Annotated in this window: 17 protein-coding genes; 5 read left to right on the plus strand and 12 right to left on the minus strand. The window is 71.6% G+C overall.

Going from position 1 to position 22998, the window contains the following annotated elements; genetic code table 11:
- Window positions 1-14 precede the first annotated feature (14 nt).
- Genes AC3EUV_RS23990 through AC3EUV_RS24000 form a run of 3 tightly spaced genes read left to right on the plus strand, consistent with a single transcriptional unit; the run spans window position 15 to window position 5006 of the window.
- A complete protein-coding gene (locus tag AC3EUV_RS23990) occupies window positions 15-1832 on the plus strand; it encodes a glycoside hydrolase family 36 protein (protein WP_435603873.1) in 1818 nt (605 codons plus the stop codon).
- A gap of 48 nt (window positions 1833-1880) precedes the next feature.
- Window positions 1881-2891 carry a LacI family DNA-binding transcriptional regulator gene (locus AC3EUV_RS23995; RefSeq protein WP_432143348.1) on the plus strand — a complete coding sequence of 337 codons (1011 nt, stop codon included), beginning with the start codon at window positions 1881-1883 and terminating at the stop codon, window positions 2889-2891.
- A gap of 48 nt (window positions 2892-2939) precedes the next feature.
- A complete protein-coding gene (locus tag AC3EUV_RS24000) occupies window positions 2940-5006 on the plus strand; it encodes a carbohydrate-binding protein (protein ID WP_435603874.1) in 2067 nt (688 codons plus the stop codon).
- 131 nt (window positions 5007-5137) lie between these two features.
- Here AC3EUV_RS24000 and AC3EUV_RS24005 read toward each other — a convergent pair whose 3' ends face one another.
- Window positions 5138-5836, minus strand: coding sequence for an alpha/beta fold hydrolase (locus tag AC3EUV_RS24005; RefSeq protein WP_432143346.1), 699 nt, complete (start codon window positions 5834-5836; stop codon window positions 5138-5140).
- Between the two features lie 122 nt (window positions 5837-5958).
- Between AC3EUV_RS24005 and paaK the strand changes: the two genes are divergently transcribed.
- On the plus strand, window positions 5959-7275 hold the full coding sequence (paaK, locus tag AC3EUV_RS24010; RefSeq protein WP_435603925.1) for a phenylacetate--CoA ligase PaaK: 1317 nt from the start codon (window positions 5959-5961) through the stop codon (window positions 7273-7275).
- Between the two features lie 39 nt (window positions 7276-7314).
- Here the strand turns inward: paaK and AC3EUV_RS24015 are convergent, their stop codons facing one another.
- The 5 genes from AC3EUV_RS24015 to AC3EUV_RS24035 form a co-directional block, all read right to left on the minus strand.
- Window positions 7315-8115 carry a VOC family protein gene (locus AC3EUV_RS24015; RefSeq protein ID WP_435603875.1) on the minus strand — a complete coding sequence of 267 codons (801 nt, stop codon included), beginning with the start codon at window positions 8113-8115 and terminating at the stop codon, window positions 7315-7317.
- A gap of 112 nt (window positions 8116-8227) precedes the next feature.
- Window positions 8228-9781, minus strand: coding sequence for an acyl-CoA synthetase (locus AC3EUV_RS24020; protein ID WP_435603876.1), 1554 nt, complete (start codon window positions 9779-9781; stop codon window positions 8228-8230).
- 116 nt (window positions 9782-9897) lie between these two features.
- The gene (locus AC3EUV_RS24025; protein ID WP_432143343.1) at window positions 9898-11457 is read right to left on the minus strand and encodes an acyl-CoA synthetase; all 1560 of its coding nucleotides are present in this window, start codon (window positions 11455-11457) and stop codon (window positions 9898-9900) included.
- 19 nt (window positions 11458-11476) lie between these two features.
- Complete coding sequence (locus AC3EUV_RS24030) at window positions 11477-12580, minus strand: NAD(P)H-dependent flavin oxidoreductase (RefSeq protein WP_432143342.1); 1104 nt, start codon at window positions 12578-12580, stop codon at window positions 11477-11479.
- A 98-nt stretch (window positions 12581-12678) separates the two neighbouring features.
- Entirely contained in the window at window positions 12679-14253 is a 1575-nt protein-coding gene (locus AC3EUV_RS24035; RefSeq protein ID WP_432143341.1) for a phytoene desaturase family protein, read from the minus strand.
- A 180-nt stretch (window positions 14254-14433) separates the two neighbouring features.
- Here AC3EUV_RS24035 and AC3EUV_RS24040 point away from each other — a divergent pair, with 180 nt between their 5' ends.
- Complete coding sequence (locus AC3EUV_RS24040; protein ID WP_435603877.1) at window positions 14434-15741, plus strand: glycoside hydrolase family 27 protein; 1308 nt, start codon at window positions 14434-14436, stop codon at window positions 15739-15741.
- On the opposite strand, the gene AC3EUV_RS24045 is transcribed toward AC3EUV_RS24040, so the two are convergent.
- The 6 genes from AC3EUV_RS24045 to AC3EUV_RS24070 all read right to left on the minus strand — a co-directional run bounded on the left by AC3EUV_RS24045 (window position 15728) and on the right by AC3EUV_RS24070 (window position 22964).
- Window positions 15728-17893 (minus strand): serine/threonine-protein kinase, encoded by a 2166-nt coding sequence (locus AC3EUV_RS24045; RefSeq protein WP_435603926.1) that lies wholly within the window; start codon window positions 17891-17893, stop codon window positions 15728-15730. The genes AC3EUV_RS24040 and AC3EUV_RS24045 overlap by 14 nt on opposite strands.
- Before the next feature lie 34 nt (window positions 17894-17927).
- The gene (locus AC3EUV_RS24050; RefSeq protein WP_432143339.1) at window positions 17928-18845 is read right to left on the minus strand and encodes an oxygenase MpaB family protein; all 918 of its coding nucleotides are present in this window, start codon (window positions 18843-18845) and stop codon (window positions 17928-17930) included.
- A 19-nt stretch (window positions 18846-18864) separates the two neighbouring features.
- Window positions 18865-20079, minus strand: coding sequence for an acyl-CoA dehydrogenase family protein (locus tag AC3EUV_RS24055; protein ID WP_435603878.1), 1215 nt, complete (start codon window positions 20077-20079; stop codon window positions 18865-18867).
- Between the two features lie 217 nt (window positions 20080-20296).
- On the minus strand, window positions 20297-20716 hold the full coding sequence (locus tag AC3EUV_RS24060; RefSeq protein ID WP_432143337.1) for an SH3 domain-containing protein: 420 nt from the start codon (window positions 20714-20716) through the stop codon (window positions 20297-20299).
- A gap of 176 nt (window positions 20717-20892) precedes the next feature.
- Complete coding sequence (locus AC3EUV_RS24065; RefSeq protein WP_435603879.1) at window positions 20893-21657, minus strand: VOC family protein; 765 nt, start codon at window positions 21655-21657, stop codon at window positions 20893-20895.
- A gap of 158 nt (window positions 21658-21815) precedes the next feature.
- A complete protein-coding gene (locus AC3EUV_RS24070; RefSeq protein ID WP_432143335.1) occupies window positions 21816-22964 on the minus strand; it encodes an FAD-dependent oxidoreductase in 1149 nt (382 codons plus the stop codon).
- Between the last annotated feature and the right edge of the window lie 34 nt (window positions 22965-22998).

A 22998-nucleotide genomic window follows, 5' to 3' on the forward strand; every position in this document is an offset into this window, starting at 1 on the left:
GGGAAAGGCAACCCGTGGCAACCACCTCGATCACCATCGGCGCCCCCTCCACCTTCGCACCCGACCTGTGGAGCGACCACGGCCTGCAGACGGCGAGCACACACGGCACGGTCGTCACCGCCCTGGCACCACAGGGAACCGTGCGCCTTGTCCTTGCCGACGAAGCGCTCGGCACCTGCGCGGCCGTGACCGCCAGAATCGATACCGTGGTGACCGTCCGGCTGGATGTCCCACTCGGCGACGCCGTCGGCTACTGGCACCCCAACGCGGGCTCGGACCGCACGCTGCCGGCCGACTGGTCCCCCTGGCGCCACGTCTCCCTGGTGGAATCCGCACCGGCCGGCTGTCTGTACGACACCGCCGGGCGGGCTCTGCTGGCCTTCGCCACCGACCGGACCGTCGCGCTGACAGGGGTCAGATTCGGGGTGTCGGAGGAACACAAGCGCTTCGGCGTCTGGCTGCGGCTCCCGCTCACCGCCGGCGAGACCTACCGGATCCGGCTCCTGCCTCCGGGGGGCACCGTCGCCGGCACGCTGCGCGCGCTGCGCCGGTGGTTCGCGGCCCTCCCGGGAGGTGAGCCGATGCCGACCCCGGAATTCGGCCGCACTCCGGTCTACTCCACCTGGTACTCCTTCACCCAGGACGTCTGCGCCGCCGACGTCGAACGCGAGGCCGCCCTCGCCGCCGAACTGGGCTTCGGCCAGCTCTTCCTCGACGACGGCTGGCAGCGGTACGGCAGCGGGCGCGGCTACTCCGGCTGCGGTGACTGGCGCCCTGACCCGGACAAGTTCCCCGACCTCCGCACCCATGTCGAGACCGTCCACGCGCTCGGGCTGCGCCAGGTTCTGTGGATCGCCCCGCTGCTGCTCGGTGAACGCTCCGATGTGTTCCCCTGGCTGTCCCGCTTCGCCACCCACTGGTCTCCCACCCTGGAGTGCTGGATCCTGGATCCACGCCACGTCGAAGTGCGCGACCACGTGCTACGGACCTGCCTCCAACTGGTCGACGAGTTCGGTCTGGACGGACTCAAGGCCGACTTCCTCGACGAGGCCATGGTCTACGCCGGTACGAGGGGGACGCAGGACTCGGCGCGGGACGGTTATCTGCCGGACGTGGGAGCGGCGCTGGCCGCGATGCTCACCGATCTGCGCGAGGGATTGCGGGACCGGCGCGGCGACGAATTCGTGATCGAACTGCGCCAGCGCTACACCGGTCCCGCGATGACCGCCTTCGGCAACCTCCTGCGCGCCAATGACTGCCCGGCCGACGCCGTCGCCAACCGGGTCCGCACCCTCGACATCGCCCTGCTCGCCCCGGGCGGCACGGTCCACTCCGACATGCTGATGTGGGATCCGCAGGCCGACGCCGATGTCGTGGCACGCCAGTTCCACGGCGCGCTGCACGCCGTCCCGCAGATCTCCGCCCGCCTGGCAGAGCTCCCCGACGCTCACCGCGACGCCCTCGCGTTCTGGCTCAGCACCTGGCGCGCGCTGCGGCCCACGCTGCTCAGTGGCCACTACGAGCCCGGCCGGCCCGACCAGCTCTACCCACAGGTCATCGCGACCGGCGACGACAGATGCGTGATCACCTGCTTCGTCGACCGGATCGTGCCACTGTGCCCCGATCTCCGACAGGTTTCGCTGATCAACGCCACCAGCGCCCACCAGCTCTTCCTCGACCTGGACGCCCCCTGGACGGTGCACCTGTCACCGCACGACGCCCAGGGCAGGGCGCAAGCGCCGCTGATCCGCGAACTGACGCCCGGACTGAACACCGTGGACGTGCCGCCCGGCGGACTGTGCCACCTCCGGGAGGCCGCGGAGCTGACATAGTCCGGCCGGTATCCAGGACAACAGCTACTGATCGCAAAGGGGATTGTGGTGGAGCAGGACAAGGTCAAGATCACCGAAGTGGCCGGGATCGCCGGAGTCAGCATCGCCACGGTCAGCAGAGTGCTCAACCGCAAGGGCGGCGTCTCCCAGAAGACCCGGCAGCAGGTCGAGCGCGTCATGGCCGAACTCGGTTACGACCGGGGCAGCACCCAGGGCATCGTCGGCGTCATCACACCCGGCCTGACCATCCCGATCTTCGGCGTGATGGCCGAGAAGATCGGGCTGGCACTGGCCCCGCACGGCCTGCGCGCCGTCATCTGCCCGGCCATCCCGGGCGGCGTGCAGGAGCGCGACTTCCTCAAGTCCCTGATCGACCTCGGCGCCACCGCCGTGGTCTTCTGCTCCGCGAGCAACACCCTCGACACCTTCGACCCCGAAGTCCTGCACCTCCTCAAAACCCGCGGCATGCCGTACGTCTGCCTCAACGGCGCCTTCGACGGAGCATCCGCCTTCTCCAGCGACGACGCCTACGCGGCCGAACTGTCCGTCCATCACCTGCACCAGCTCGGCCACCGCAGGATCGGCATGGCCGCCGGACCCGTCGGAAACCGCCCCGCGGACCGGCGCGTCGAAGGCTTCTGCGCGGTCATGGGCAAACTCGGCATCCCCCGGGCCGAGGACCTGGTGGTCCGGCAGACCTACTCCGTCGAAGGCGGCCAGTTCGCCGCCGAGCGACTGCTCGCCGAAGGCGTCACCGCCATCATCGCGTGCAGTGACCAGATGGCCCTCGGCGGCATCCGCGCCATCCGCCGCCGTGGCCTTGACGTACCCGGCGACGTATCGGTGATCGGCTACGACGACGGCCCGCTCATGGAATTCACCGACCCGCCGCTGACCACCGTCCGCCAACCCGTCGACCGGCTGGCCACCGAAGTCGCCCGCCACCTCACCAGCCAGCTCTCCGGACGCCAGGTCCCCACCGGTGAACTCCTCTTCCAACCCGAGGTCGTCGTGCGCGGTACGACAGGCCCCCACCCCCGTCCGGCAGCCGCCCGCTGAGGCGGCCGCCGGCCGAACCCCCCTCACACCACGCCATGGGAGGATCCAATGCGAAGACACAGACCACTTGGCAGAACCCCCGCCCACCTGGGGGTGCTCTCCCTGCTCGTAGGCTCGCTGTCGCTCATACCCGTCAGCACCGCACAAGCGGACAGCCCGCTGGCGTTCGCCAACCCCAGCTTCGAAGATGGCGCCACTGACGACTGGACCTTCACCTCGGGCCATTCGGGAGTAGCCTCGAACAACCCGCACTCCGGCTCGAAGTTGGTCTATCTCGACCAAGGCTCGGACTACAGCGTCAGCCAAACGGTGACCGCACCCAAAGGCGGCACGTACGACTTCAGTGGCTGGTTCGCCGCCGGCGGCGACGGCGGTCGTCTCGTGATCAAGGTGAACGGGACCGCCAAGGGGTCAGCGGCGAAAATTCCCTCACAGGGGCTGTACAACAAGCAGACGGTCAGCCGGATCTCCGTGAAGAAGGGCGACGAGGTCACCTTCGAGGTCAACTCGTCACCCAACGGATGGGTCAACTTCGACGACGTCGAGATCTCCCCGTCGGCCCCCAACGACCCCCGGATCAGTGACAGCGACTGCGAGGGCAACGACTGCGCCACTCTCCAGGAGATGTTCGGCTGGGCCAAGGCAAAGGCCAACTCGTGGGTGCGGATGCCCGGTTCCACCGGACCGATCAACGCCGACGAGCAGAACACCGGGGGCACCTCGACCGGCACCTACAGCACCACTTACTGGGCCGGATACCCCTTCCGCTCCGACTTCTACCTCCGCGACGTCGCCCACCAGGTCGTCGGCGCCCACCTGCTGGGCCTCGACAAGGAGAACAAGACCATGCTCAAGGCGTTCGCCAAATCGGCGACGCCGTCCAACACCTACGACCCCTACTGGGCCATCAACTTCGACGCGAAGACTCCCGCGTCCATCGACTACCACAGCTCCAGCGAGTTCGTCCGCGAACTCCCGGCCCCCTTCGAGCTCGTCCAGAAGATCAACGACGCTTACACCTGGACCGGAAACAGCGCCTACGTGAACGACTCCACGCTGTCCGGCTACGTGTCCAACACCGTCGGCTCCGCCGGCGACACCACCGGCCCCTTCATCAAGACGCACACCCCTGCCGGCCCCGTGGTCGACAACGGGGGTGTCCCCATCCCCGAGGCCACCAGCGGCTGGATCTTTGCCGGCACCGCCACGTACAACGAAGGGTCCGGTGCGACCCTCGCCCAGGCAGGCGACGCCGTCGGATCCCAGTACCAGGCGTACCTGGCCGCCAAGAATCTCGCCAAGGCCGGGGGCGACAGCACCAACGCCGGCCAGTACAGCAAGAGCGCGACCAGCCTCTACAAGCGCTTCAACGACTCCTGGAGCGGAGACGCCGACGACACCACCGCCGGCAATGTGGTCCGGGCCTACGACACCAGCGGAAAGCCGGTCACCGGCTGGGGCAACGAAAACTCCTGGTTCATGCCGCTGAAGAGCATCATGAAGCCGGGGACGCGCGCGGACAACTACCTCAGCTACATCGACACCCAGGCTGCCTCGGACTCCGGCCCCAGCAATCTGGAGGCCGTCACCTACCTGCCCGACGTCTTCCAGCAACACCCCGACGTCACGGTCAACGGCTCGACGGGCCGCGATACCGCGTGGAAGTGGATGAAGCACATCTACAGCAAGATCGGCGACACCCACTCCACCGGACGGCTGCTCAACGGCGACTACCCCGAGGTCTCCTTCACCCTGGTCGGCCAGATCGTCCAGGGTCTCATGGGCATCCAGCCGGACGCCGGCAACAACGCCCTGTCCACCCTCTCCCAGCTGCCCGGCGACATCAGCTCTCTCCAGGTGTCCTCGATCCCCGTGGGTTCAGGGACCGTGACCCTGAAGCACGGCAGCGCGACCGACTCCACCCTCAGCAACACCTCGTCCTCCGGCAGCTACCGCTGGACCGCCAAGTTCCTCGGGAAGCACAAGAGCATCAGCGTGTGCGGCGACTCGCAAAAACCGAGCTACGGCAAGACCACCGACGGTTCCGCCTACACCTACGCCACCGTCACCGTCCGCGCCGGGAAGAGCTGCCACGTCTCCGTCGGGAACAAGTGAGGAGTACCAGGATCGGAGGGATCAACGGCACTTCGCTCCGGCACCGGAGGAAGTGCCGTTGATCCTCGTCTCGGGCACGGCGCGGACGCCGCGCGCGCCGTGCCCCCGCTCCGGCCTGCTGAGACGGCCTGTTAAGACTGCGACGCGAGGAAGGAGTTGACCGCGGCGAGGAATTCCCCGGGGCGCTCCTCGTGGACGAGCGGGCCGGCGCCCTCCACCGTCACCAGGCGGGCATCGGGGAGCCTCGCGACCAGTTCGTCGAGGTGTCCCTGCGGGATATCGCTGGTCGCACCGCCGCCGATGACCAAGGTCGGGGCGGTGACCTTCGCCGGCGCGTCCCACCACCCCGGGTCGGGCGCATTGCGCTCCGCCGCCACCGCGCGGGCGGCCTGCCAGTCGAACGGCTGCGGGCCGGCCGGCTGCTCCGGCACCTCCTGCGGCGGGTCGGCGGGCAGCGGCGGGGGCACCTCTTCCAGGATCAGCCGGTCCACCAGATCCGGGCGCTCCGCGGCCACCAGCAGGGCGGCCAGCGCGCCCAGCGAGTGCCCGATGAGGGCCACCCGCTCCAGACCGAGCGCCTGGAGGAAGCCGATGACATCGTCCCGCCACCGTGCGGCGCCGTACTCCCCCGGCCAGTCGCTGTGGCCGTGGCCGCGCTGGTCGAGGGCGAAGACACGGTGGGTGCCGGCGAGCCGGCCGACCACTCCGCGCCAGTCCTCGCCGTCCTCACCGAGGCAGTGCAGCAGCACGGCCGGGGGCGCATCCTCCTCTCCCCACACCCGGTATGCCAGCTGGACCTCACCGACCTGCACTTTCTGGACGTCACTCATGCGCGGGACGCTACCCGTGAGCCGGCTGCGGCACGCCCCTTGACGTGTTCGCCGCGCGCTGATTACTTGGATCAGCATGCAGCTACCGAATGATCGGTAGGGAAATCGAGGCGGTGAACTCCATGCCGGAAGCGGCTACGGGCAGTGAGACGTTCGACGAGGTGGAACGGCTCTCCGGGGACGCGTTGCGCGCACTGCAACTGACCCGGCTGCGCGCCTCGTTGCAGCATGCCTATGACCACGTCCCGTTCTACCGGGAGTCCTTCGACCGGGCCGGGGTGCATCCGCGGGACTGCCGCTCGCTCGGCGATCTCGCCCATTTCCCGTTCACCGTCAAGGACGATCTGCGCGCCCAGTACCCCTTCGGGATGTTCGCCGTCCCCAGGGCGGAGGTGCGCCGCATCCATGCCTCCAGCGGCACCACGGGCCGCCCGACGGTCGTCGGCTACACCGAGCGCGATCTGTCGCACTGGGCGGATGTGGTCGCCCGCTCGCTGCACGCGGCCGGCGCCCGACCCGGTCACACCGTCCATATCGCCTACGGATACGGGCTGTTCACCGGCGGACTGGGCGCGCACTACGGCGCGGAACGGCTCGGCTGCACGGTCGTCCCGGCGTCCGGCGGGATGACCGCCCGCCAGGTGCAGATCATCCAGGACTTCCGCCCCGAGATCATCATGGTCACCCCGTCGTACATGCTCACTCTGCTGGACGAGTTCGAACGGCAGGGCATCGATCCCCGTGCGACCTCGCTCAAGGTCGGCGTCTTCGGCGCCGAGCCCTGGACCCAGGCGATGCGCCGCGAGATCGAGGAACGGTTCGCGATCGACGCCGTGGACATATACGGCCTGTCGGAGGTCATGGGCCCGGGCGTCGCCCAGGAGTGTGTGGAGACCAAGGACGGGCTGCACATCTGGGAGGACCACTTCTACCCGGAGGTGGTCGACCCGATCACCGGCGAGGTGCTGCCGGACGGGGCGCACGGCGAGCTGGTGTTCACCTCGCTCACCAAGGAGGCGATGCCGGTCATCCGCTACCGCACCCGGGATCTGACCCGGCTGCTGCCCGGCACCGCCCGCCCCGCCTTCCGCCGGATGGAGAAGGTCACCGGACGCAGCGACGACATGATCATTCTGCGGGGGGTCAATCTCTTCCCCGCACAGATCGAGGAGATCGTGCTGCGCACCCCCGGCATCGCCCCGCACTTCCAGCTCAGGCTGACCCGGGAGGGCCGGATGGACCGGCTGACCGTGCGGGCCGAGGCCCGTCCGGACGCGAGCTCCGACGAGCGGACGGCGGCCGTCGGGCTGATCGCGCACAGCGTCAAGGAGGGCATCGGGGTCTCGGTCGCGGTCGAGATCGTCGACCCGGAGACCCTGGAACGCTCGGTCGGCAAGATCAAGCGCATCGTGGACGCCCGGCCGCGGGACACCGCCTGACGGCTGACGGCTGACGGCAACGAGTTCGCGGCGGCCCGCTCAGGTCATCGTCGGGTCCCCCTTGATCAGCGCGAACGGGGCACCGGCCGGGTCCTTGACCATGGCCAGCCGGCCGACGCCGGGGGCATCGGTGGGCGGGATCAGGACCGTGGCGCCCTGGCCGGTGGCCGCGGCGAAGGTGGCGTCACAGTCGGTCACGCCGAAATACGGGTGCCACTCCGGGGTCGAACCGGCCTTCAGGTTCTCCTCGGGCAGCTGCATGATGCCGCCCTGCCCGCTGTCGTCGCCCTGGCCGCCGCCCGGGGCGGACACGACGGAGTAGATGAGGTCGCCGCCCATCGGCATGTCCTGGTGGTCCCAGGAGAAGACGGTGCGGTAGAAGTCCTTCGCCGCGGCCGCGTCGGTGGTGTACAGCTCCGTCCAGCAGAGCGTGTTCGGCTCCATCACCCGTTCCAGGCCCTGCACATCGCCCGGCTGCCATACGGCGAAGTCGGCGCCCGCCGGGTCGGTGAAGGCGGCCAGCCGGCCGGCGGTGAAGACGTCCATCGGCGGGACGCGCACCGCGCCGCCGGCCTGCTCCACCGCCTTGACGGTGGCGTCCGCGTCGGGGGTCTGGAAATACACCGTCCAAGCGGAGCGGGCGCCCTCCTCCATCAGCGGGCCGATGGCAGCGACGGTCTTGCCGCCGAGCTGGAAGAAGCCGTACCCGCCGGCATCCGGGCCGGCCGACTGGAAGCTCCAGCCGAACACGGCGGAGTAGAAGGAGACGGCAGCGTCGATGTCGGGGGCTCCCAGGTCGAGCCAGTTCGGGGTGCCCGGGACGAAGTTGGTGGTCAGCATGGCGGGACCTCCGTTGCACGGATCGTGACGTGCACGGCGGTGTGCGCGTCGTTTCTCAGCATGGCAGGGGGCACTGACAGCCGCCCTTCACGCACACCGTGCCCGGCCCGGCTCAGGTCGCGCCGAACCGGGCCCGCAGCTCCCGCTTGAGGACCTTGCCGCTGGCGTTGCGCGGCAGCGCGTCCACGAACATCACCCGTTTGGGTGCCTTGAACGGTGCCAGCCGGGCGCGGGCCGCCTCGATCAGCTCCTGCTCCCCCACCGCGGCACCGCCGTCCGAGCGCCGTACGACCACCGCGGTCACCGCCTCGATCCAGCGCTCGTCCGGCAGCCCGATCACCGCGACCTCGGCCACCTGCGGATGCTCGTAGAGCACATCCTCCACCTGGCGCGAGGCGACCAGGACGCCACCGGAGTTGATGACGTCCTTGACCCGGTCGACCACCGTGAAATAGCCCTCCGCGTCGCGGACGGCGAGGTCCCCGGAGTGGAACCAGCCGCCCCGGAACGCCTCGGTGGTCTCCTCCGGCTTGTCCCAGTAGCCGGTGCACAGCTGGGGCGACCGGTAGACGATCTCGCCCCGGGTGCCGTCGGGCACCTCCCGGCCCTCCTCGTCCACCACCCGCGCCTCGACGAACAGCACCGGGCGCCCGCAGGAGTCCATCCGGCCCTCGTGCTCTTCGGGGCCGAGCACGGTGGCCAGTGGCCCGATCTCGCTCTGTCCGAAGCAGTTGTAGAAGGCGAGGCCGGGCAGCCGGGCGCGGAGCCGCTCCAGGACCGGCACCGGCATGATCGAGGCTCCGTAGTAGGCCTTGCGCAGCCCGCTCAGCTCCCGGACGGCGAAGTCAGGATGGTTCGCCAGCGCGATCCACACGGTCGGCGGCGCGAACAGGCTGTCCGCCAGGCCCGCTTCCACCAGCTCGAAGATCCGCCCGGGGTCGGGCCCGTCCAGGATGGTGTTCTCCGCGCCGACCGCCAGATACGGCAGCAGGAACACATGCAGCTGCGCGGAGTGGCAAAGCGGCAGTGAGTGCACCGGCCGGTCCGTCTCCTTCAGGTCGAGGGCGACGACGGCACTGGTGTACTCGTGCACCAGGGCGCGGTGCGTCATCATCGCGCCCTTGGGCAGCGCGGTGGTTCCCGAGGTGTAGAGGAGCTGGACGAGGGCGTCGTCGGGCACTTCGGCCACCGGGTCCGCGGCAGCATCACCCGTCGCCTCCGGCCCGGCGCCCGCGGGCGTCTCCGGGGCCGCGAGCCGCTCCAGCAGCCCGCCGGGCGCCCCGTGCAGGGGCAGGGTGCGGACGGAATCCGGCAGCCGGGGCGCGAGCGCGGCGTCGGTGAGCACCAGCACGCTGCCCGACTGCTCCAGGAGGTAGCGCAGATCCTCGCCGGTCAGGCTGTGGTTGACCGGTACGTGCACCAGTCCGGCGCGGGCGCAGGCCAGAAACCCGATCAGATAGGCGTCGGAGTTGTGCCCGTAGGAGGCGACCCGGTCGCCGGGCTCCAGGCCGTCCGCCAGCAGCATCCGGGCCGCGGCGGTCACCGCGTCGTCCAGTTCGCGATAGGTCCAGGACCGGTCCGCGTACCGCACCGCGGTCCGTCCGGGCACCCGGCGGGCGCTGCGTCGCAGGACTCCGTCGACCGTATTGCTCCGCGCTTGCGTCATGGCGCGATCCTGGGCCGCGCTCCCCGCCGGGTCAAGGCACCCGGCGGACGGCGACCGCGGACGGCCCGGAGGGTGGACCGGCCGCGGTTCGGCCGCGCGGCTCGCGGGGTGCCCGGTTACAGGGCGCGCTCCCGGCCCTCCCAGTACGGGTCACGCAGCCGGCGCTTGTAGAGCTTGCCGTTGGGGTCGCGGGGCAGGACGGCGATGAAGTCGAGCGACTTGGGCCGCTTGTAGCCGGCCAGGTGCCGGGCACAGTGGTCCAGGATCTCCGCGGCCAGTTCAGGCGACGGCGGGTGGCCCTCGGCGGGTTCCACGACGGCCTTGACCTCCTCGCCCCAGTCGTCGTGCGGGATGCCGAAGGCGGCCGCGTCGGCGACCGCGGGGTGGCTGAGCAACGCGGATTCGATCTCGGCGGGGTAGATGTTCACCCCGCCCGAGATGATCATGTCGATCTTGCGGTCGCGGAGGAAGAGATAGCCGTCCTCGTCGAGATAGCCGAGGTCGCCGACGGTGAAGAAGTCCCCGATCCGGTTCTTCCGGGTCTTGCCCTCGTCCTTGTGGTAGCGGAAGCCGCCGGTGTTCATCTTCAGGTAGACGGTGCCGAGTTCGCCCGCGGGCAGCCGGTTGCCGTCGTCGTCGAAGACGGCCAGTTCGCTGATCGGCCAGGCCCTGCCGACCGTCCCGGGCTTCTTCAGCCAGTCCTCGGCGGTCGCGAAGGCGCCGCCGCCCTCGCTCGCCGCGTAGTACTCCTCGACGCAGTCGCCCCACCACTCGATCATCGCGCGTTTGACGTGGTCGGGGCAGGGCGCGGCGCCATGGATCGCATGCCGCATCGAGCTCACGTCGTAGGCCGCACGGGTCTCCGGTGGCAGCGCGAGCAGCCGGTGGAACTGGGTGGGCACCATATGGGTGTGGGTGCAGCGGTGGGTGTCGATCAGGGCCAGCATGCGCTGCGGAGTCCACTTGTCCATCAGGACGAGGCGATGGCCGATGTGGAGCGAGGCACCGGCGAATTGCAGTACGGCCGTGTGGTAGAGCGGTGAGCAGACCAGATGGACGTTGTCGTCGAACGGCTTGATGCCGAAGATGCCCAGGAAGCCGCCGAGGTAGGAGTCCTCGGGCGGGGTGCCGGGCAGCGGGCGGCGGATCCCGCGCGGGCGTCCGGTGGTGCCCGAGGTGTAGTTCATGACCCAGCCCAGGGTGCGGTCGGCGGGCGCGGATTCCGGCTGTCCGCCGAGGAGTTGGCCGTACGGCCGGAAGCCGTCGACCACCCCCACGGCGTAGCGCCGGTCGGCGGGCAGCTCCGCCTCGTCCGCGGCGACCCGGGCCGGCCGCGCGAACCGCTCGTGCGCGATCAGCACCTTCGCCCCGGAGTCGGCCACGATCCAGGCGATCTCCGGGCCGACCAAGTGGTGGTTGACCGGGACGAGATAGAACCCGGCCTGGGACGCGGCGAGGTAGGCGGTGAGGAGTTCGACGCCGTTGGGGAGGACGACGGCGAAGGCATCGCCGCGCTCCAGGCCCGCCGCGCGCAGCCCGTGGACCAGCTGGTTGCTCGCGGTGTGCAGCCGGCCGGCGGTCCACTCCTCGCCGTCCGGGGCGATCAGGACCGTACGGTCCGGGTCGGCGGCGGCCTGCGCCCAGAAGCCGTTGGGCGGTGGGGAGTCCTTGCTCATTCCGCTGTCCTCCTCGGGTTCACGCGCGTCCGGCGATGCGGTTGATCCGGTCGATGGCCCGCTCGAAGCCGCGGGTCAGCTCGTCGAAGACGGCCTGTACGCTGCGCTCGCTGTTCATCCGGCCGACGATCTGGCCGACCGGGGTACCCAGCAGCGGCTCGACCTCGTGCCGCTGGATACGGGAGTTGGCCTCGGCGACCAGCAGGCCCTGGAGCGGCATGGGGAGCGGGCCGGGGCCGCTGGGGTCGTCCCAGGCGTCGGTCCATGCGGTGCGCAGCTGGCGGGCGGGCTTGCCGGTCAGGGCGCGGGAGCGGACGGTGTCCCCGGGGCCCGCGGCGAGCAGTTTCGCGGTCAGCCGCCGGGAGTGCAGCTCGGCCTCCTCGGTGGTCAGCCAGAGGGAGCCCAGCCAGACGCCCTGCGCGCCGAGGGCGAGCCCGGCGGCGATCTGCTCCCCGGTGCCGATGCCGCCCGCGGCGAGCACCGGCAGCGGGTCGACGGCGGCCACGACCTCCGGGGTGAGCACCATGGTGGCGATCTCGCCGGTGTGCCCGCCCGCCTCGTACCCCTGGGCGACGACGATGTCGATACCGGCGGCCTTGTGGTGCCGGGCGTGCCGGGGGCTGCCGGCCAGCGCGGCGACCAGGACGCCGTGCTCGTGGGCGCGCCGGACGACATCGGCCGGCGGCGAGCCGAGGGCGCTTGCCAGCAGCTTGATCGGATAGTCGAAGGCCACATCGAGCTGGGTGCGGGCGACCTGCTCCATCCACCCGGTGATCCGCCAGCCGGACGCCTCGCCCTCCGCGAGCCGCGGTACCTGGTGCTTCTCCAGCAGTTCGGCGACGAAGCTGCGGTGCTCCTCCGGGATCATCGCTTCGACCTCGGCCTCGCTGACGCCGGCCACCTTGTTGGCGGGCATCACCACATCGAGCCCGTACGGCAGCCCTTCGGTGTGCTGCTGCATCCAGTCGAGGTCACGCGCCAGTTCGTCCGGCGCGGTGTAGCGGACCGCCCCGAGCACCCCGAACCCGCCGGCCCGGGTGATCGCGGCGGCGACCGCGGGGAAGGGCGTGAACCCGAAGACGGCGTGCTCGGCTCCCAGCGTGTTGCTCAGCTCCGTCTGCATGGGCGAAGGATGCCGCAGCGGACCGTACGAGGGAAGAGATTTTCTGATGCAGCGTCAGAAACCTGCGATGCGAGGCGACTTGCTCCTCACCGGGCCGCTCACCCCTCCTCCAGCACCGCCATCGCCGCATTGTGGCCCGGGATGCCGCTCACTCCCCCGCCGCGGGGCGCGCCCGCACCGCACAGGAGAACGGTGGGACGGCTGGTCGCCACACCCCAGCGGGCCGCGGCGGTGTCCTGGGCGGGGTCGTCCGCCGGCTCCGCATACGGGAAGGCCAGGTCGCGGTGGAAGATGTTGCCGCCGGGCAGGCCCAGTTCGCGGTCCAGGTCGAGGGGGGATCTGGCCTCGATGCAGGGGCGGCCGTCGGCGTCGTGGGCCAGACAGCCGGCGAGGGGCTCGGCGAGGTGGGTGTCGAGTTCGGCGAGGGTGGCCGCCAGGAGGCGGTCGCGGGTGGCAGCGTTGTCGGCGGTATCGGCGGTGAACAGGCGCGCGGGGGCGTGCAGACCGAACAGGGTGAGCGTCTGGTAGCCCTGGCGGACCAGGTCGGCGCCGAGGATGGAGGGGTCGGTGAGGGAGTGGCAGTAGATCTCGGAGGGCGGGGCGGCGGGCAGACCGCCGGACGCGGCCTGCTGGTAGGCGTCCTCCAGCTGGCCGTACCCCTCGGCGATATGGAAGGTGCCGGAGAAGGCCTCCCGTGGGTCCACGCCGGTGTCCCGCAGCCGGGGCAGCCGGGTGAGCAGCATATTGACCTTGAGCTGGGCGCCCTCGGCGGGTGGCGGCGGCGCCTCGCCCAGGAGGCGGGCCAGCTCCCGTGGGGCGGCGTTGACGAGGACCCGGCGGGCGCCGACGGTGCCCTGGTCGCAGGTCACCTCCGCGGTCCGGCCGTCCGTCGCGATACCGGTCACCTCGCAATCGGTGACGATCTCCGCCCCGGCCCCGCGGGCGGCGTCGGCCAGCGCGTCGGTGAGGGCACCCATCCCGCCGATGGGCACGTCCCAGTCGCCGGTGCCGCCGCCGATGACGTGGTAGAGGAAGCAGCGGTTCTGGCGCAGCGACGGGTCATGCGCGGTGGCGAAGGTGCCGATCAGTGCGTCGGTGAGCACCACCCCGCGGACCAGGTCGTCGGTGAAGGTCTCCTCGACCAGCTCGCCCAGGGGGCGTTCGAACAGCGCATGCCAGAGGGCGTCGTCGTCGATACGGGTGCGCAGCGCCTCGCGGGAGGGCAGCGGTTCGGTCAGGGTGGGGAAGACCCGTTCGGCCAGTCGCCGGGTGCGGCCGTAGAAGTCCTGCCAGGCGGTGAACTCGCGGTCGGAGCCGGTGAGTTCGGTGAACGCGGCACGGGTCCGGGCATCCCCGCCGCCGACCAGGAGCCCGGTCGGGCGGCCGCCGCGCACGGTGGGGGTGTAGGAGGAGACGGTGCGCTTACGGACCGCGAACCGCAGCCCGAGGTCCTGCACGATCTTCGCCGGCAGCAGGCTGACGAGGTAGGAGTAGCGGGACAGCCGGGCGTCGGTCCCGGAGAACGCCCGGGTCGACACGGCCGCACCACCCGTGTGGTCCAGCCGCTCCAGCACCAGCACGCTGCGCCCGGCGCGTGCGAGATAGGCGGCGGCCACCAGTCCGTTGTGCCCGCCACCGACGATGACCGCGTCATACGAAGTCCGTTCCGGCATGCCCCTTGGTAGCACGCGGTGATCCCCGTCGCCAGGTGCAGGCGGCTGAAACCTGCACCCGGGCCGGTGCGGCTTCTTGACCGGGCGGGGGGCTGCTCCTAGCGTCCCGGCCGTGCTGCGCCCCGGCACCGCTCCCGCCGTCCAATCCGCGGGCCGTACCGCCCCTCCGTGAGGTGACCCGTGTCCCGTCCGCCGGTACCCCGCATCGGCCGTTCCTTGGCGGGACTGACCGCCGTCGCCGCCTGCTCGGCCGGGCTGCTGGCGGCCCCCGCACCGGCCTCCGCCGCCCCGGACCCGGCTCGCGCCCCGGGCGCCCCGCGCTCCTCGGGGGCGTACCCGAATCTGGCCCCGCGCCCCCCGATGGGCTGGAACAACTGGTCGTACTACATGTGCGACCTCGACGAGAAGGTCGTCCTTGACAATGCGCGGGCGCTGGTCCGTACGGGACTGGCCCGGAAGGGCTACCGCACCGTCACCCTCGACGACTGCTGGATGAGCAGACAGCGCGACGTCAGGGGCCGGCTGGTGGCGGACCGGGCGAAGTTCCCGCACGGTATGGCCCACCTCGGCAAGCAGCTGCACGAGCTGGGGCTGAAGTTCGGGATCTATACCGATGTCGGCACGCTGACCTGTGAGAAGTTCCCGGGCAGCCTGGGGCATTTCCAACAGGACGCGGAGCAGTTCGCCCGCTGGAAGGTGGACTACGTCAAGGCGGACGGCTGCAATGTGCCGGTCACGCCGGGACACAGCAAGGAGGCGGCCTTCCGGGATCTGTACGGGCAGCTGAGCCGTGCGCTCCGCGACACCGGCCGCCCGATGACGTTCTCGGTGTCGGCACCGGCCTATTTCCAGTTCGACGGGGACAGCGTCTGGCACCGGGTCATCCGCTGGTCGTCCGAGGTCGGCAATCTGTGGCGGGGCGGCCGGGACATCGCACTGCAGAAGAGCACCCCGTCCGCGAAGTGGGCCTCCATCGTCCGCAACTTCCGCTACAACTCCCGTCTCGCGGCCTTCCAGCGGCCCGGACGCTGGAACGATCCGGACTTTCTGCTGGCCGGGGCGGCGGGCCTGAGCCGCCAGGAGATGCAGAGCCAGATGTCGCTGTGGGCGATGATGGCCGCACCGCTGATCTCCAGTACGGATCTGGCCGAGCTGCCCGCGGCGGCGCGGAGGGTGCTCGGGAACGAGCGGGTCATCGCGGTCGACCAGGACGCGCTCGGCGTCCAGGGGCGGGTGGTCGCGCGGGGCGACGAATCCGCGGTGCTGTCCAAGCCGCTGAAGAACGGCGACCGGGCGATCGCCCTGTTCAACTCCGGCAGCACGCCGCGCACGCTGTCCGTCACGGCCCGCGCGGCCGGGCTGGCCGAGGCCGGCTCCTATCGGCTGCACGACCTGGTCACCGGCCGCCGTACACACAGCGGGAAGGACATCGTGGCACGCGAGGTGCCGCCGCACGGCACCGTGCTCTACCGGGTCACTCCGGACTGATCCGGGGGCCGGCGGACCAGGTGCCGTCCCGCTTCCGGCCGGGGCGTGCGACGCGCTCCTGGTGCAGCGCCGCGACCCGGCGCTGGAGCGCGGCCGCCTCGTCCCGGCGGCCCAGTTGCTCCAGGCACTGGGCCAGGTCGCCCTGGCTGGCCAGCGCGTCGAGATGGGCGGCTCCCAGGACCCGTTCGCGGGCGTCGGCGACCTGGCGGTAGACGTCCAGCGCCTCGCTCCAGCGGCCGAGCCAGCCGAGCGCCACCGCGGTCTCCCGGCGGCTGACCAAGGTGTCGGGGTGCTCGGGACCGAGCACCCGCGCGCGGGCCGCGGCCACCTCACGGGCCTCCACCAGTGCCTCCTGCCAGCGGTTCTGCCGCCCGAGGCTGACGCCGAGACCGTGCCGGGCGCGCAGCGTCTCCGGGTCGTCGGCGCCCTGGGCGCGGGTACGGTCCACGACCAGGTCGCGGTAGAGCACCAGGGCCTCCGCGCTGCGGCCGAGCCGGCCGAGGCCGATGCCGACCTCGTAACGGGCGGCGAGGGTGTCGTCGTGGTCGGGTCCGAGCGTGGCGGTGCGGGCCGCCGCGATCTCCTGGTAGGTGTGCAGCGCGTCGGCGTAGAGACCCAACTTGCCGAGGACATGGGCGAGTTCGCCATACGTGGCAAGGGTGTCGGGGTGCTGGACGCCGAGCACCCGGGCGCGGGCCGCGGCCACCTCCTGGGCCATGGCCCGGCAGTCGTCCAGCCGGCCCAGCCGGCCGAGGTTGCGGGCGACATGGTGGCGGCAGCTCAGGGCGTCCGGATGGTCCGGGCCCAGCGCGCGTTCGCGGCCCGCCAGCACCTCGGCGTAGATCTGGTGCGCCTCGAAGTGCCGGCCGAGACGGCCCAGCGCATGGCCGGTTTCCAGGCGGCTGGTGAGGGTGTCGGGGTGGTCGGTGCCGAGGAGCCGCTCACGTGCCGCGGCGAGCGCGCGGTGCGCCTCACCGGCCTCCTCCCAGCGGCCCAGCCGGCCGAGGTTCAGCGCGGCGGTGTGCCGTCCGGCGAGCTCGGCGAGGGCGGCGCGGCGGTCGTCCGGCGGTGCCGGGCCGGCGATGCCGGCGGCCGGGGACGTGCCATCGTCCTGTGGGTCGGTGCCGCCGGTCCAGGTGCCGGTGAGGAACGTGGCGGTGCCGTCGACGGGGTACCGCTGCGGCCGCCGGGTGGCGTCCGCCGGGGAGCCGAGCGTCATCCCCCGGGTCCAGGAGGGCAGCGGCCGGGCGGGGACCGTCACCTCCTCGAAACCGGCGGCGACGGTGGCCCGGCCGAGGTGTGGATGTCGGGCGTCGGCGAGGCGTTTGCCCAGCTCGTCGGCGTCCCGGGGCCGGTCGTCGGGGTCCTTGGCGAGGAGTTCGAGCATGATCCGCTCGTAGCCCTCGGGCAGGTCGGGGCGGAGCGTACGGGGCGGCTTCGGCGCCAGGTCACGGTGCCCGACCAGCACCGCCCAGGCGTCCCCCAGGTCGAACGGCGGCACACCGGTGGCGATCTCGTAGAGCACACAGCCCAGCGAGTAGAGATCACTGCGGTGGTCGACGCCGTGCGCACCGATCTGTTCGGGCGACATGTAATGCGGGCTGCCCATGGCGATACCGGTGCCGGTGAGGCGGGCGGTGAAGCCGATGTCATGGCCGAGCCGGGCGATCCCGAAGTCGCAGATCTTGACCGTGCCGTCGGCGGTCCGGACGATGTTCGCCGGTTTCAGATCGCGGTGCACGATGGCCTGTTCATGGGTGTAGGCCAGCGCGGCGGTGACCTGCTCGGCGATCTCGATGACGTCCGGCACGGGCAGCGGCTGGCGGCGGTTGTCGTCCAGCAGCTGGCTGAGGTTACGGCCGCTGAGCAGCTCCATCACGATGAAGAGGGTGCCGTCGTCCTCGCCGAAGTCATGCACGACGGTGACCCCGCGGTGCTGGAGCGCGGCCGCGACCCGGGCCTCACGGCGGAAACGTTCGCGCAGGACCTGAAGGAACGAGGGTTCGTGCCGCGGCCCCAGCGGCTTGAGGCATTTGACCGCGACCTGCCGGCCCAGCGACTCGTCGCGGGCCCGCCACACCTCCCCCATCCCGCCGCGCCCGATGGTGTCGAGCAGCCGGTACCGCCGTTGAATCAGTCTGTTCTCCGCCACCATGAATCGCCGCCCCCGTCCCCGTTTCCCCCGGTCAGCCGCGCAGCTCCCCCTGCGCGCCGTCCTGCCCGTCCAGTATGGCGGCGGATCGGCGGAGCTTGTAGGGCGCTGGACGGGTGTCGGGGCCGAGCCGCGCCACGGCGCGCAGGATGTGCCGGGGCGGAAGCTGCCAGCGGACCGTGGGCGGAATGGCGCGAAGGAGGCGGCCGGTGGCGCGCAGCCGGCGGCTGACGGCGGCCGGGCGCACGGGACGCCCGTAGAGCCGGTGTGCGTACGCCGGGAGTGCGCCGTAGGCGAGCTGTGCCACCTGCCGCCAGAGCAGCGCACGGGCCGGGACGAGCACGGCCGGGGTCGGTGGCCGGCGCAGGAAGGCGTCCACCTCGCGGGCTTCGGGGGTCAGCGCCAACTCGGGCCGTACGCGGGCGAAGTAGGCGGCGAGCGCGGCCCGGCTGCCGGGCACCCCGGCCGGGTCGAGGCCGACGAGCCGGGCGCTCTCGCGCTGCTCGTGGAGGTAGGCGTCGGCCTGGGCGTCGCCGACGGGGTAGCCGGAGCGGCGCAGGACGTGCAGGTAGGAGTCCACCTCGGCGCAGTGCACCCACAGCAGCAGCTCCGGTTCGTCGACGCCGTAGCGCTCGCCGGTGTCCGGATCGGTGGCGGACAGCCGGCGGTGGATCCCGCGGACCGCGGCGCCGGCCTGCTCGGCGGCCCCGGTGGTGCCGTAGGTGAGGGTGCCGACGAAGTCCGCGGTGCGCATCAGCCGCCCCCAGGCGTCCCGTCTCCCCTGCCCGCTCATCCGGAACGCGGCGGAGTTCTGGAACACCCCGCGCACCGCCCGGGGGTGCAGCGCCTGGAGGTACAGCGCCCGGACGCCCGCGATCCACATCATCGGATCCGCATGCAGCTGCCAGGTCACGGAACGGGGGCCGAAGAGCCCCGGGTCGTCTGTGTGCACCACGCCTCCTGCTGCCGGTTCAGCGCCGTACCCGCGGCATCCCCAGTCCTATCCACGAGATGATTTCGCGCTGGATCTCATTGTTGCCGCCGCCGAAGGTGAAGATGACGGCGGAGCGGTAGCCGCGTTCGAGTTCGCCGTGCAGGACGGCGCCGGCCGAGCCTTCCTTGAGCGGGCCCGCGGCGGCGACGATCTCCATCAGCCAGGCGTAGGCGTCGCGTCTGGCCTCGGAGCCGTAGACCTTGACGGCGGAGGCGTCCTGCGGGGTGAGGGTGTCGTGCTGGAGGGCGTCGACCATCTGCCAGTTCAGCAGCTTCATGGCGTCCAGTCTGGTGTGGGTGCGGGCCAGCCGGCCGCGTACCCAGCCCAGGTCGATGACCCGGCGGCCGTCGGTGAGCTTGGTGTCGGCGGCCCAGCGCTGGACGTTGTGCAGGGCGCGGATGGCCATGGTGCCGTGGGCGGCGAGGGTGACCCGTTCGTGGTTGAGCTGGTTGGTGATGATCCGCCAGCCCTTGTTCTCCTCGCCGACGCGGCGGGAGGCCGGGACGGTGATGTTCTCGTAGTAGCTGGCGGTGGTGTCGTGCGAGGCGAGGGTGTTGATCAGGGTGCAGGAGTAGCCGGGGTCGCTGGTGGGGACGAGGAGCATGGTGATGCCCTTGTGGGGCGGGGCGGAGGGATCGGTGCGTACCGCGAGCCACACCCACTCCGCGGTGTCCCCGTTGGTCGTCCAGATCTTCTGCCCGTTGACGACGTAGTGGCCGGTCTTCTCGTCGCCCTCCCGTACGGCGCGGGTCTTGAGGGCGGCCAGGTCGGTGCCGGCGTCCGGTTCGCTGTAGCCGATGGCGAAGTCGATCTCGCCGGAGAGGATTCTGGGCAGGAAGTAGGACTTCTGCTCGTCGGTGCCGAACTGCATGATCGTCGGGCCGACGGTGTTCAGCGCCATCAGCGGCAGCGGCACCCCCGCCTGGGCGGCCTCGTCGAAGAAGATGAACTGTTCCATCGGGGACAGGCCGCGGCCGCCGAACTCCTTGGGCCAGCCGACGCCGAGCCAGCCGTCGGCGCCCAGCCTGCGCACCGTCTCGCGGTAGAAGCGCTTCTGGGCGGCGGGGTCGGCGAGCTCACCTCTGGTGCCCCCGGGGTCCCGGCCGTAGGTGTTGTCCGGCACCAGCGCGGCGAAGTACGTACGCAGCTCGGCGCGCAACTGTTGCTGCTCGGGGGTGTATTCGAGGTGCACGGCCCCTCCAGTTCGTCCGGTCCGGTCGTCCGGTCCGAGGGGCCCGCGAAGCTGACGGGCCGTCGGCTGCCGGATCGGGGGCACAGTAGAACTTGTTCCAGAAATAGGGAAGGGCGCGGAGGGGGTGGGCGGCGGGCCTATGGTGCCGCCGGCGTACACACACGAAGGCACGGTCCGGTACCGCTGCGGCACCGGACCGGGCCTCCCCGGGGCTCCATCAGCCCACGACGTGCTTCGCCGTGTGCTTCGGCTGCACCCGGGTGCGGTGGACGTCCTTGCAGTACTTGACGCGGCCGCTGTTGGTCACGTACTTCGCCGAGACCCAGGTGGCCCGCTCCTCGCGGGTCAGGTACCAGACGGAGTTGCCGCCCACGTTCTGGGTGCGCACCTTGCAGACCAGGCCGACGTGCGCGCGGTGGCGGAGGTAGCCGCGTACCGACGAGTCCGTGCTGGGGTACTGACGCTCGCTCAGGCCCGCCTTGGCGGTGACCACGCCGTAGGGCTTCGGGGGGCCGGGCGTCGCCTGCGCCGGGGCCGCGGCGAGCAGCGTCGCGCCGAGGGCGGCGGCGATGGCCAGTGCGCCCGTGCCGGCGGCGAGCTGTTTGCCTCGGGCCACGAGGAAGTCGGTCGTGGACATAGGGGTCTCCTGTTCTTGACGCGCGATGCCACCCACTGGTGGGAGGTGGACATTACGCGCAAACCACCTGGGGAATGTGGTGCAACGACGAACAGGCCGCCGATCGTGTGACAGGGCGCGTGCGCCCGGCTCACGGGCCGTCGCCGCCCGGCGCGCGCACCGGGGACGACCGGGCGTCAGCCCTCGGTGCCGACGCGGTGAATGCCGAACGAGGCCCCCTGCGGATCCCGGATCACCGCGACCTTCGGCCCGTGCGGGACCTCCGTCGGGGGCACCAGCAGCATCCCGCCGGACTCGGCGGCCCGGGCGGCCGTCGCGTCGACGTCGGCCACCGCGAAGTACGGGAGCCAGTGCGCCCTGATGTCCTCCGGGTAGAACTCGTCCAGCGCGCTCAGTCCCCCGAAGTCGGCGCCGTCGACGCCCCACTGCGGGTAGTCCTCGTGGGTGCCCACGGTCCAGCCGAAGACCGTCGTGTAGAACGCCTTGGCGGCCTCGGCGTCCCGGGTGGCCAGCTCCACCCAGCCGAGCGAGCCCGGCGCGTTGAACACCGCGGCGCCGGCGAACGAGCGGGCCTGCCACACCGAGAAGACGGCGCCCTCCGGGTCGGCCAGTACGGCGAAGCGGCCCAGGTCGAAGACGTCCATCGGCCCGGTCAGCAGCCGGCCGCCGGCCCCGGTGACCGCCGAGGACATCGCATCGGTATCCCGGACCGCGAACGACACGGTCCAGGCGGTCGGCCGGCCGGGGGCGTAGAGCGGGGTCAGTGCGGCGACCGGGTCCTCCCCCAGGTACAGCGTGGTGTAGCCGCCCGCCTCCTGGCGCGGATCGGTCTCGGCGACCCAGCCGAAGACCTGGCGGTAGTACACCTTGGCGGCAGCCACGTCCGAGGTGCCCAGCTCCACCCAGCAGGGCGCGCCGGGCGTGGGCTCAGTCATCTTCACGGTGTGTTCCGTCCCTCCGCGCCGGGCGATGGCCGGGCAGTGCCGCACTCGTGTCCGTTCGCCGCGGATCCGGTCTCCGTACGCTGCCGATCGTCCGATGGGCGCGGCGGGGCCGCAACCGGAGGGCGGCCGGGTGCGGGGCGGGAGTCCGGCTGCCGTCACGGTGCACGGCCGGTGCGCAGAAAGCGCAGCGCGCTGTCCGGGGCGTCGGGGGCGAAGGACTGGGCCAGGGCGCGGGCGGCGTGGCCGGCGGCCTGCGCGGCGCGGGGCAGCATGACGGATTCGTAGGCGCGTACCGCCGCGTCCGGGTCGCGCTCCTCGGCCAGCGCGCGGGCGAGTTCGCAGCCGTCGAACATGGCGAGGCCGGCGCCCCCGCCGGCGAACGGCGTCATCAGATGCGCGGCGTCGCCGAGCAGGGTCAGGCCCGGGGTGTGGGTCCAGGTGTGCGGCACCGGCAGCGCGAACAGCGGCCGGTTGACGAACCCGGCGTCGCTGTCCCGCAGCAGCGCCAGCAGCCGGTCGTCCCACCCGGCGAACCCGGCGAGCAGTACGGCGCGCACGGCCTCGGTGTCCGTCATCCGCACCCCGGCCGCCGACGCCCAGTCCTGGGAGCCGCGGAATCCGGCGTACACCAGGAGGTGACCCCGACCGTGCCGCCGGGCGAGCAGTCCCTTGCCGGCGGACAGCGCCAGCAGGCCGCCGTCGCCGACGAGACGGGCGAGGTCGGGGTGGCGGCCGTCGGCGTCCGCGATCCCGGTCTCGACGAAGGTGACACCGGAGTAGTGGGGAGTGTCGTCGGAGAGCATCGGCCGCACCCGGGACCAGGCTCCGTCGGCGCCGATGACCAGGTCGAAGGTCTCCGTGTGGCCGTCGTCGAACTCGGCCCGGTGGCGGCCGTCGCCGAGCGGGTGCAGGGTGCGCAGATAGCTGCCCCAGTGCACGGTCCCGGCGGAGAGGGAGGCCAGCAGCAGACGGCGCAGTGCGGCCCGGTCGACCTCGGCGCGGTCGGGCCCGCCGGGGGCGGGGGCGTCCTGGAGGAGCACGGCCCCGGTGTGGTCGAGCAGCCGCGTCTCCCGTCCGGCGGGGCGGGCGAGGGCGGTGAACTCCTCGTGGAGACCGGCCGCCCGCAGCGCGGCCCGACCGGTCGTCATCTGCAGCTCCAGGGCGCCGCCTTGCGGATCAGCGGCGGCCGGCGCCTCATGGGCGAAGACGGTGACCGGTACGCCGCTCCGCTGGAGCACCCGGGCGCAGGTCAGACCGCCGGGTCCGGCACCGATGATGGCGATGCGCGGAGTGGTGGGGTGCATGGCGCTCCTCGGCCGGGCGGAACCACGAGGTCCC

The organism is Streptomyces sp. bgisy130 (assembly GCF_057708345.1).

Excerpts from the sequence above, each read along its gene's own strand:
- AC3EUV_RS24000 (WP_435603874.1), top strand. The coding sequence starts at position 2,940 with ATGCGAAGACACAGACCACTTGGCAGAACCCCCGCCCACCTGGGGGTG.
- AC3EUV_RS24005 (WP_432143346.1), bottom strand. The coding sequence starts at position 5,836 with ATGAGTGACGTCCAGAAAGTGCAGGTCGGTGAGGTCCAGCTGGCATAC.
- paaK (WP_435603925.1), top strand. The coding sequence starts at position 5,959 with ATGCCGGAAGCGGCTACGGGCAGTGAGACGTTCGACGAGGTGGAACGG.
- AC3EUV_RS24015 (WP_435603875.1), bottom strand. The coding sequence starts at position 8,115 with ATGCTGACCACCAACTTCGTCCCGGGCACCCCGAACTGGCTCGACCTG.
- AC3EUV_RS24020 (WP_435603876.1), bottom strand. The coding sequence starts at position 9,781 with ATGACGCAAGCGCGGAGCAATACGGTCGACGGAGTCCTGCGACGCAGC.
- AC3EUV_RS24025 (WP_432143343.1), bottom strand. The coding sequence starts at position 11,457 with ATGAGCAAGGACTCCCCACCGCCCAACGGCTTCTGGGCGCAGGCCGCC.
- AC3EUV_RS24030 (WP_432143342.1), bottom strand. The coding sequence starts at position 12,580 with ATGCAGACGGAGCTGAGCAACACGCTGGGAGCCGAGCACGCCGTCTTC.
- AC3EUV_RS24035 (WP_432143341.1), bottom strand. The coding sequence starts at position 14,253 with ATGCCGGAACGGACTTCGTATGACGCGGTCATCGTCGGTGGCGGGCAC.
- AC3EUV_RS24060 (WP_432143337.1), bottom strand. The coding sequence starts at position 20,716 with ATGTCCACGACCGACTTCCTCGTGGCCCGAGGCAAACAGCTCGCCGCC.
- AC3EUV_RS24070 (WP_432143335.1), bottom strand. The coding sequence starts at position 22,964 with ATGCACCCCACCACTCCGCGCATCGCCATCATCGGTGCCGGACCCGGC.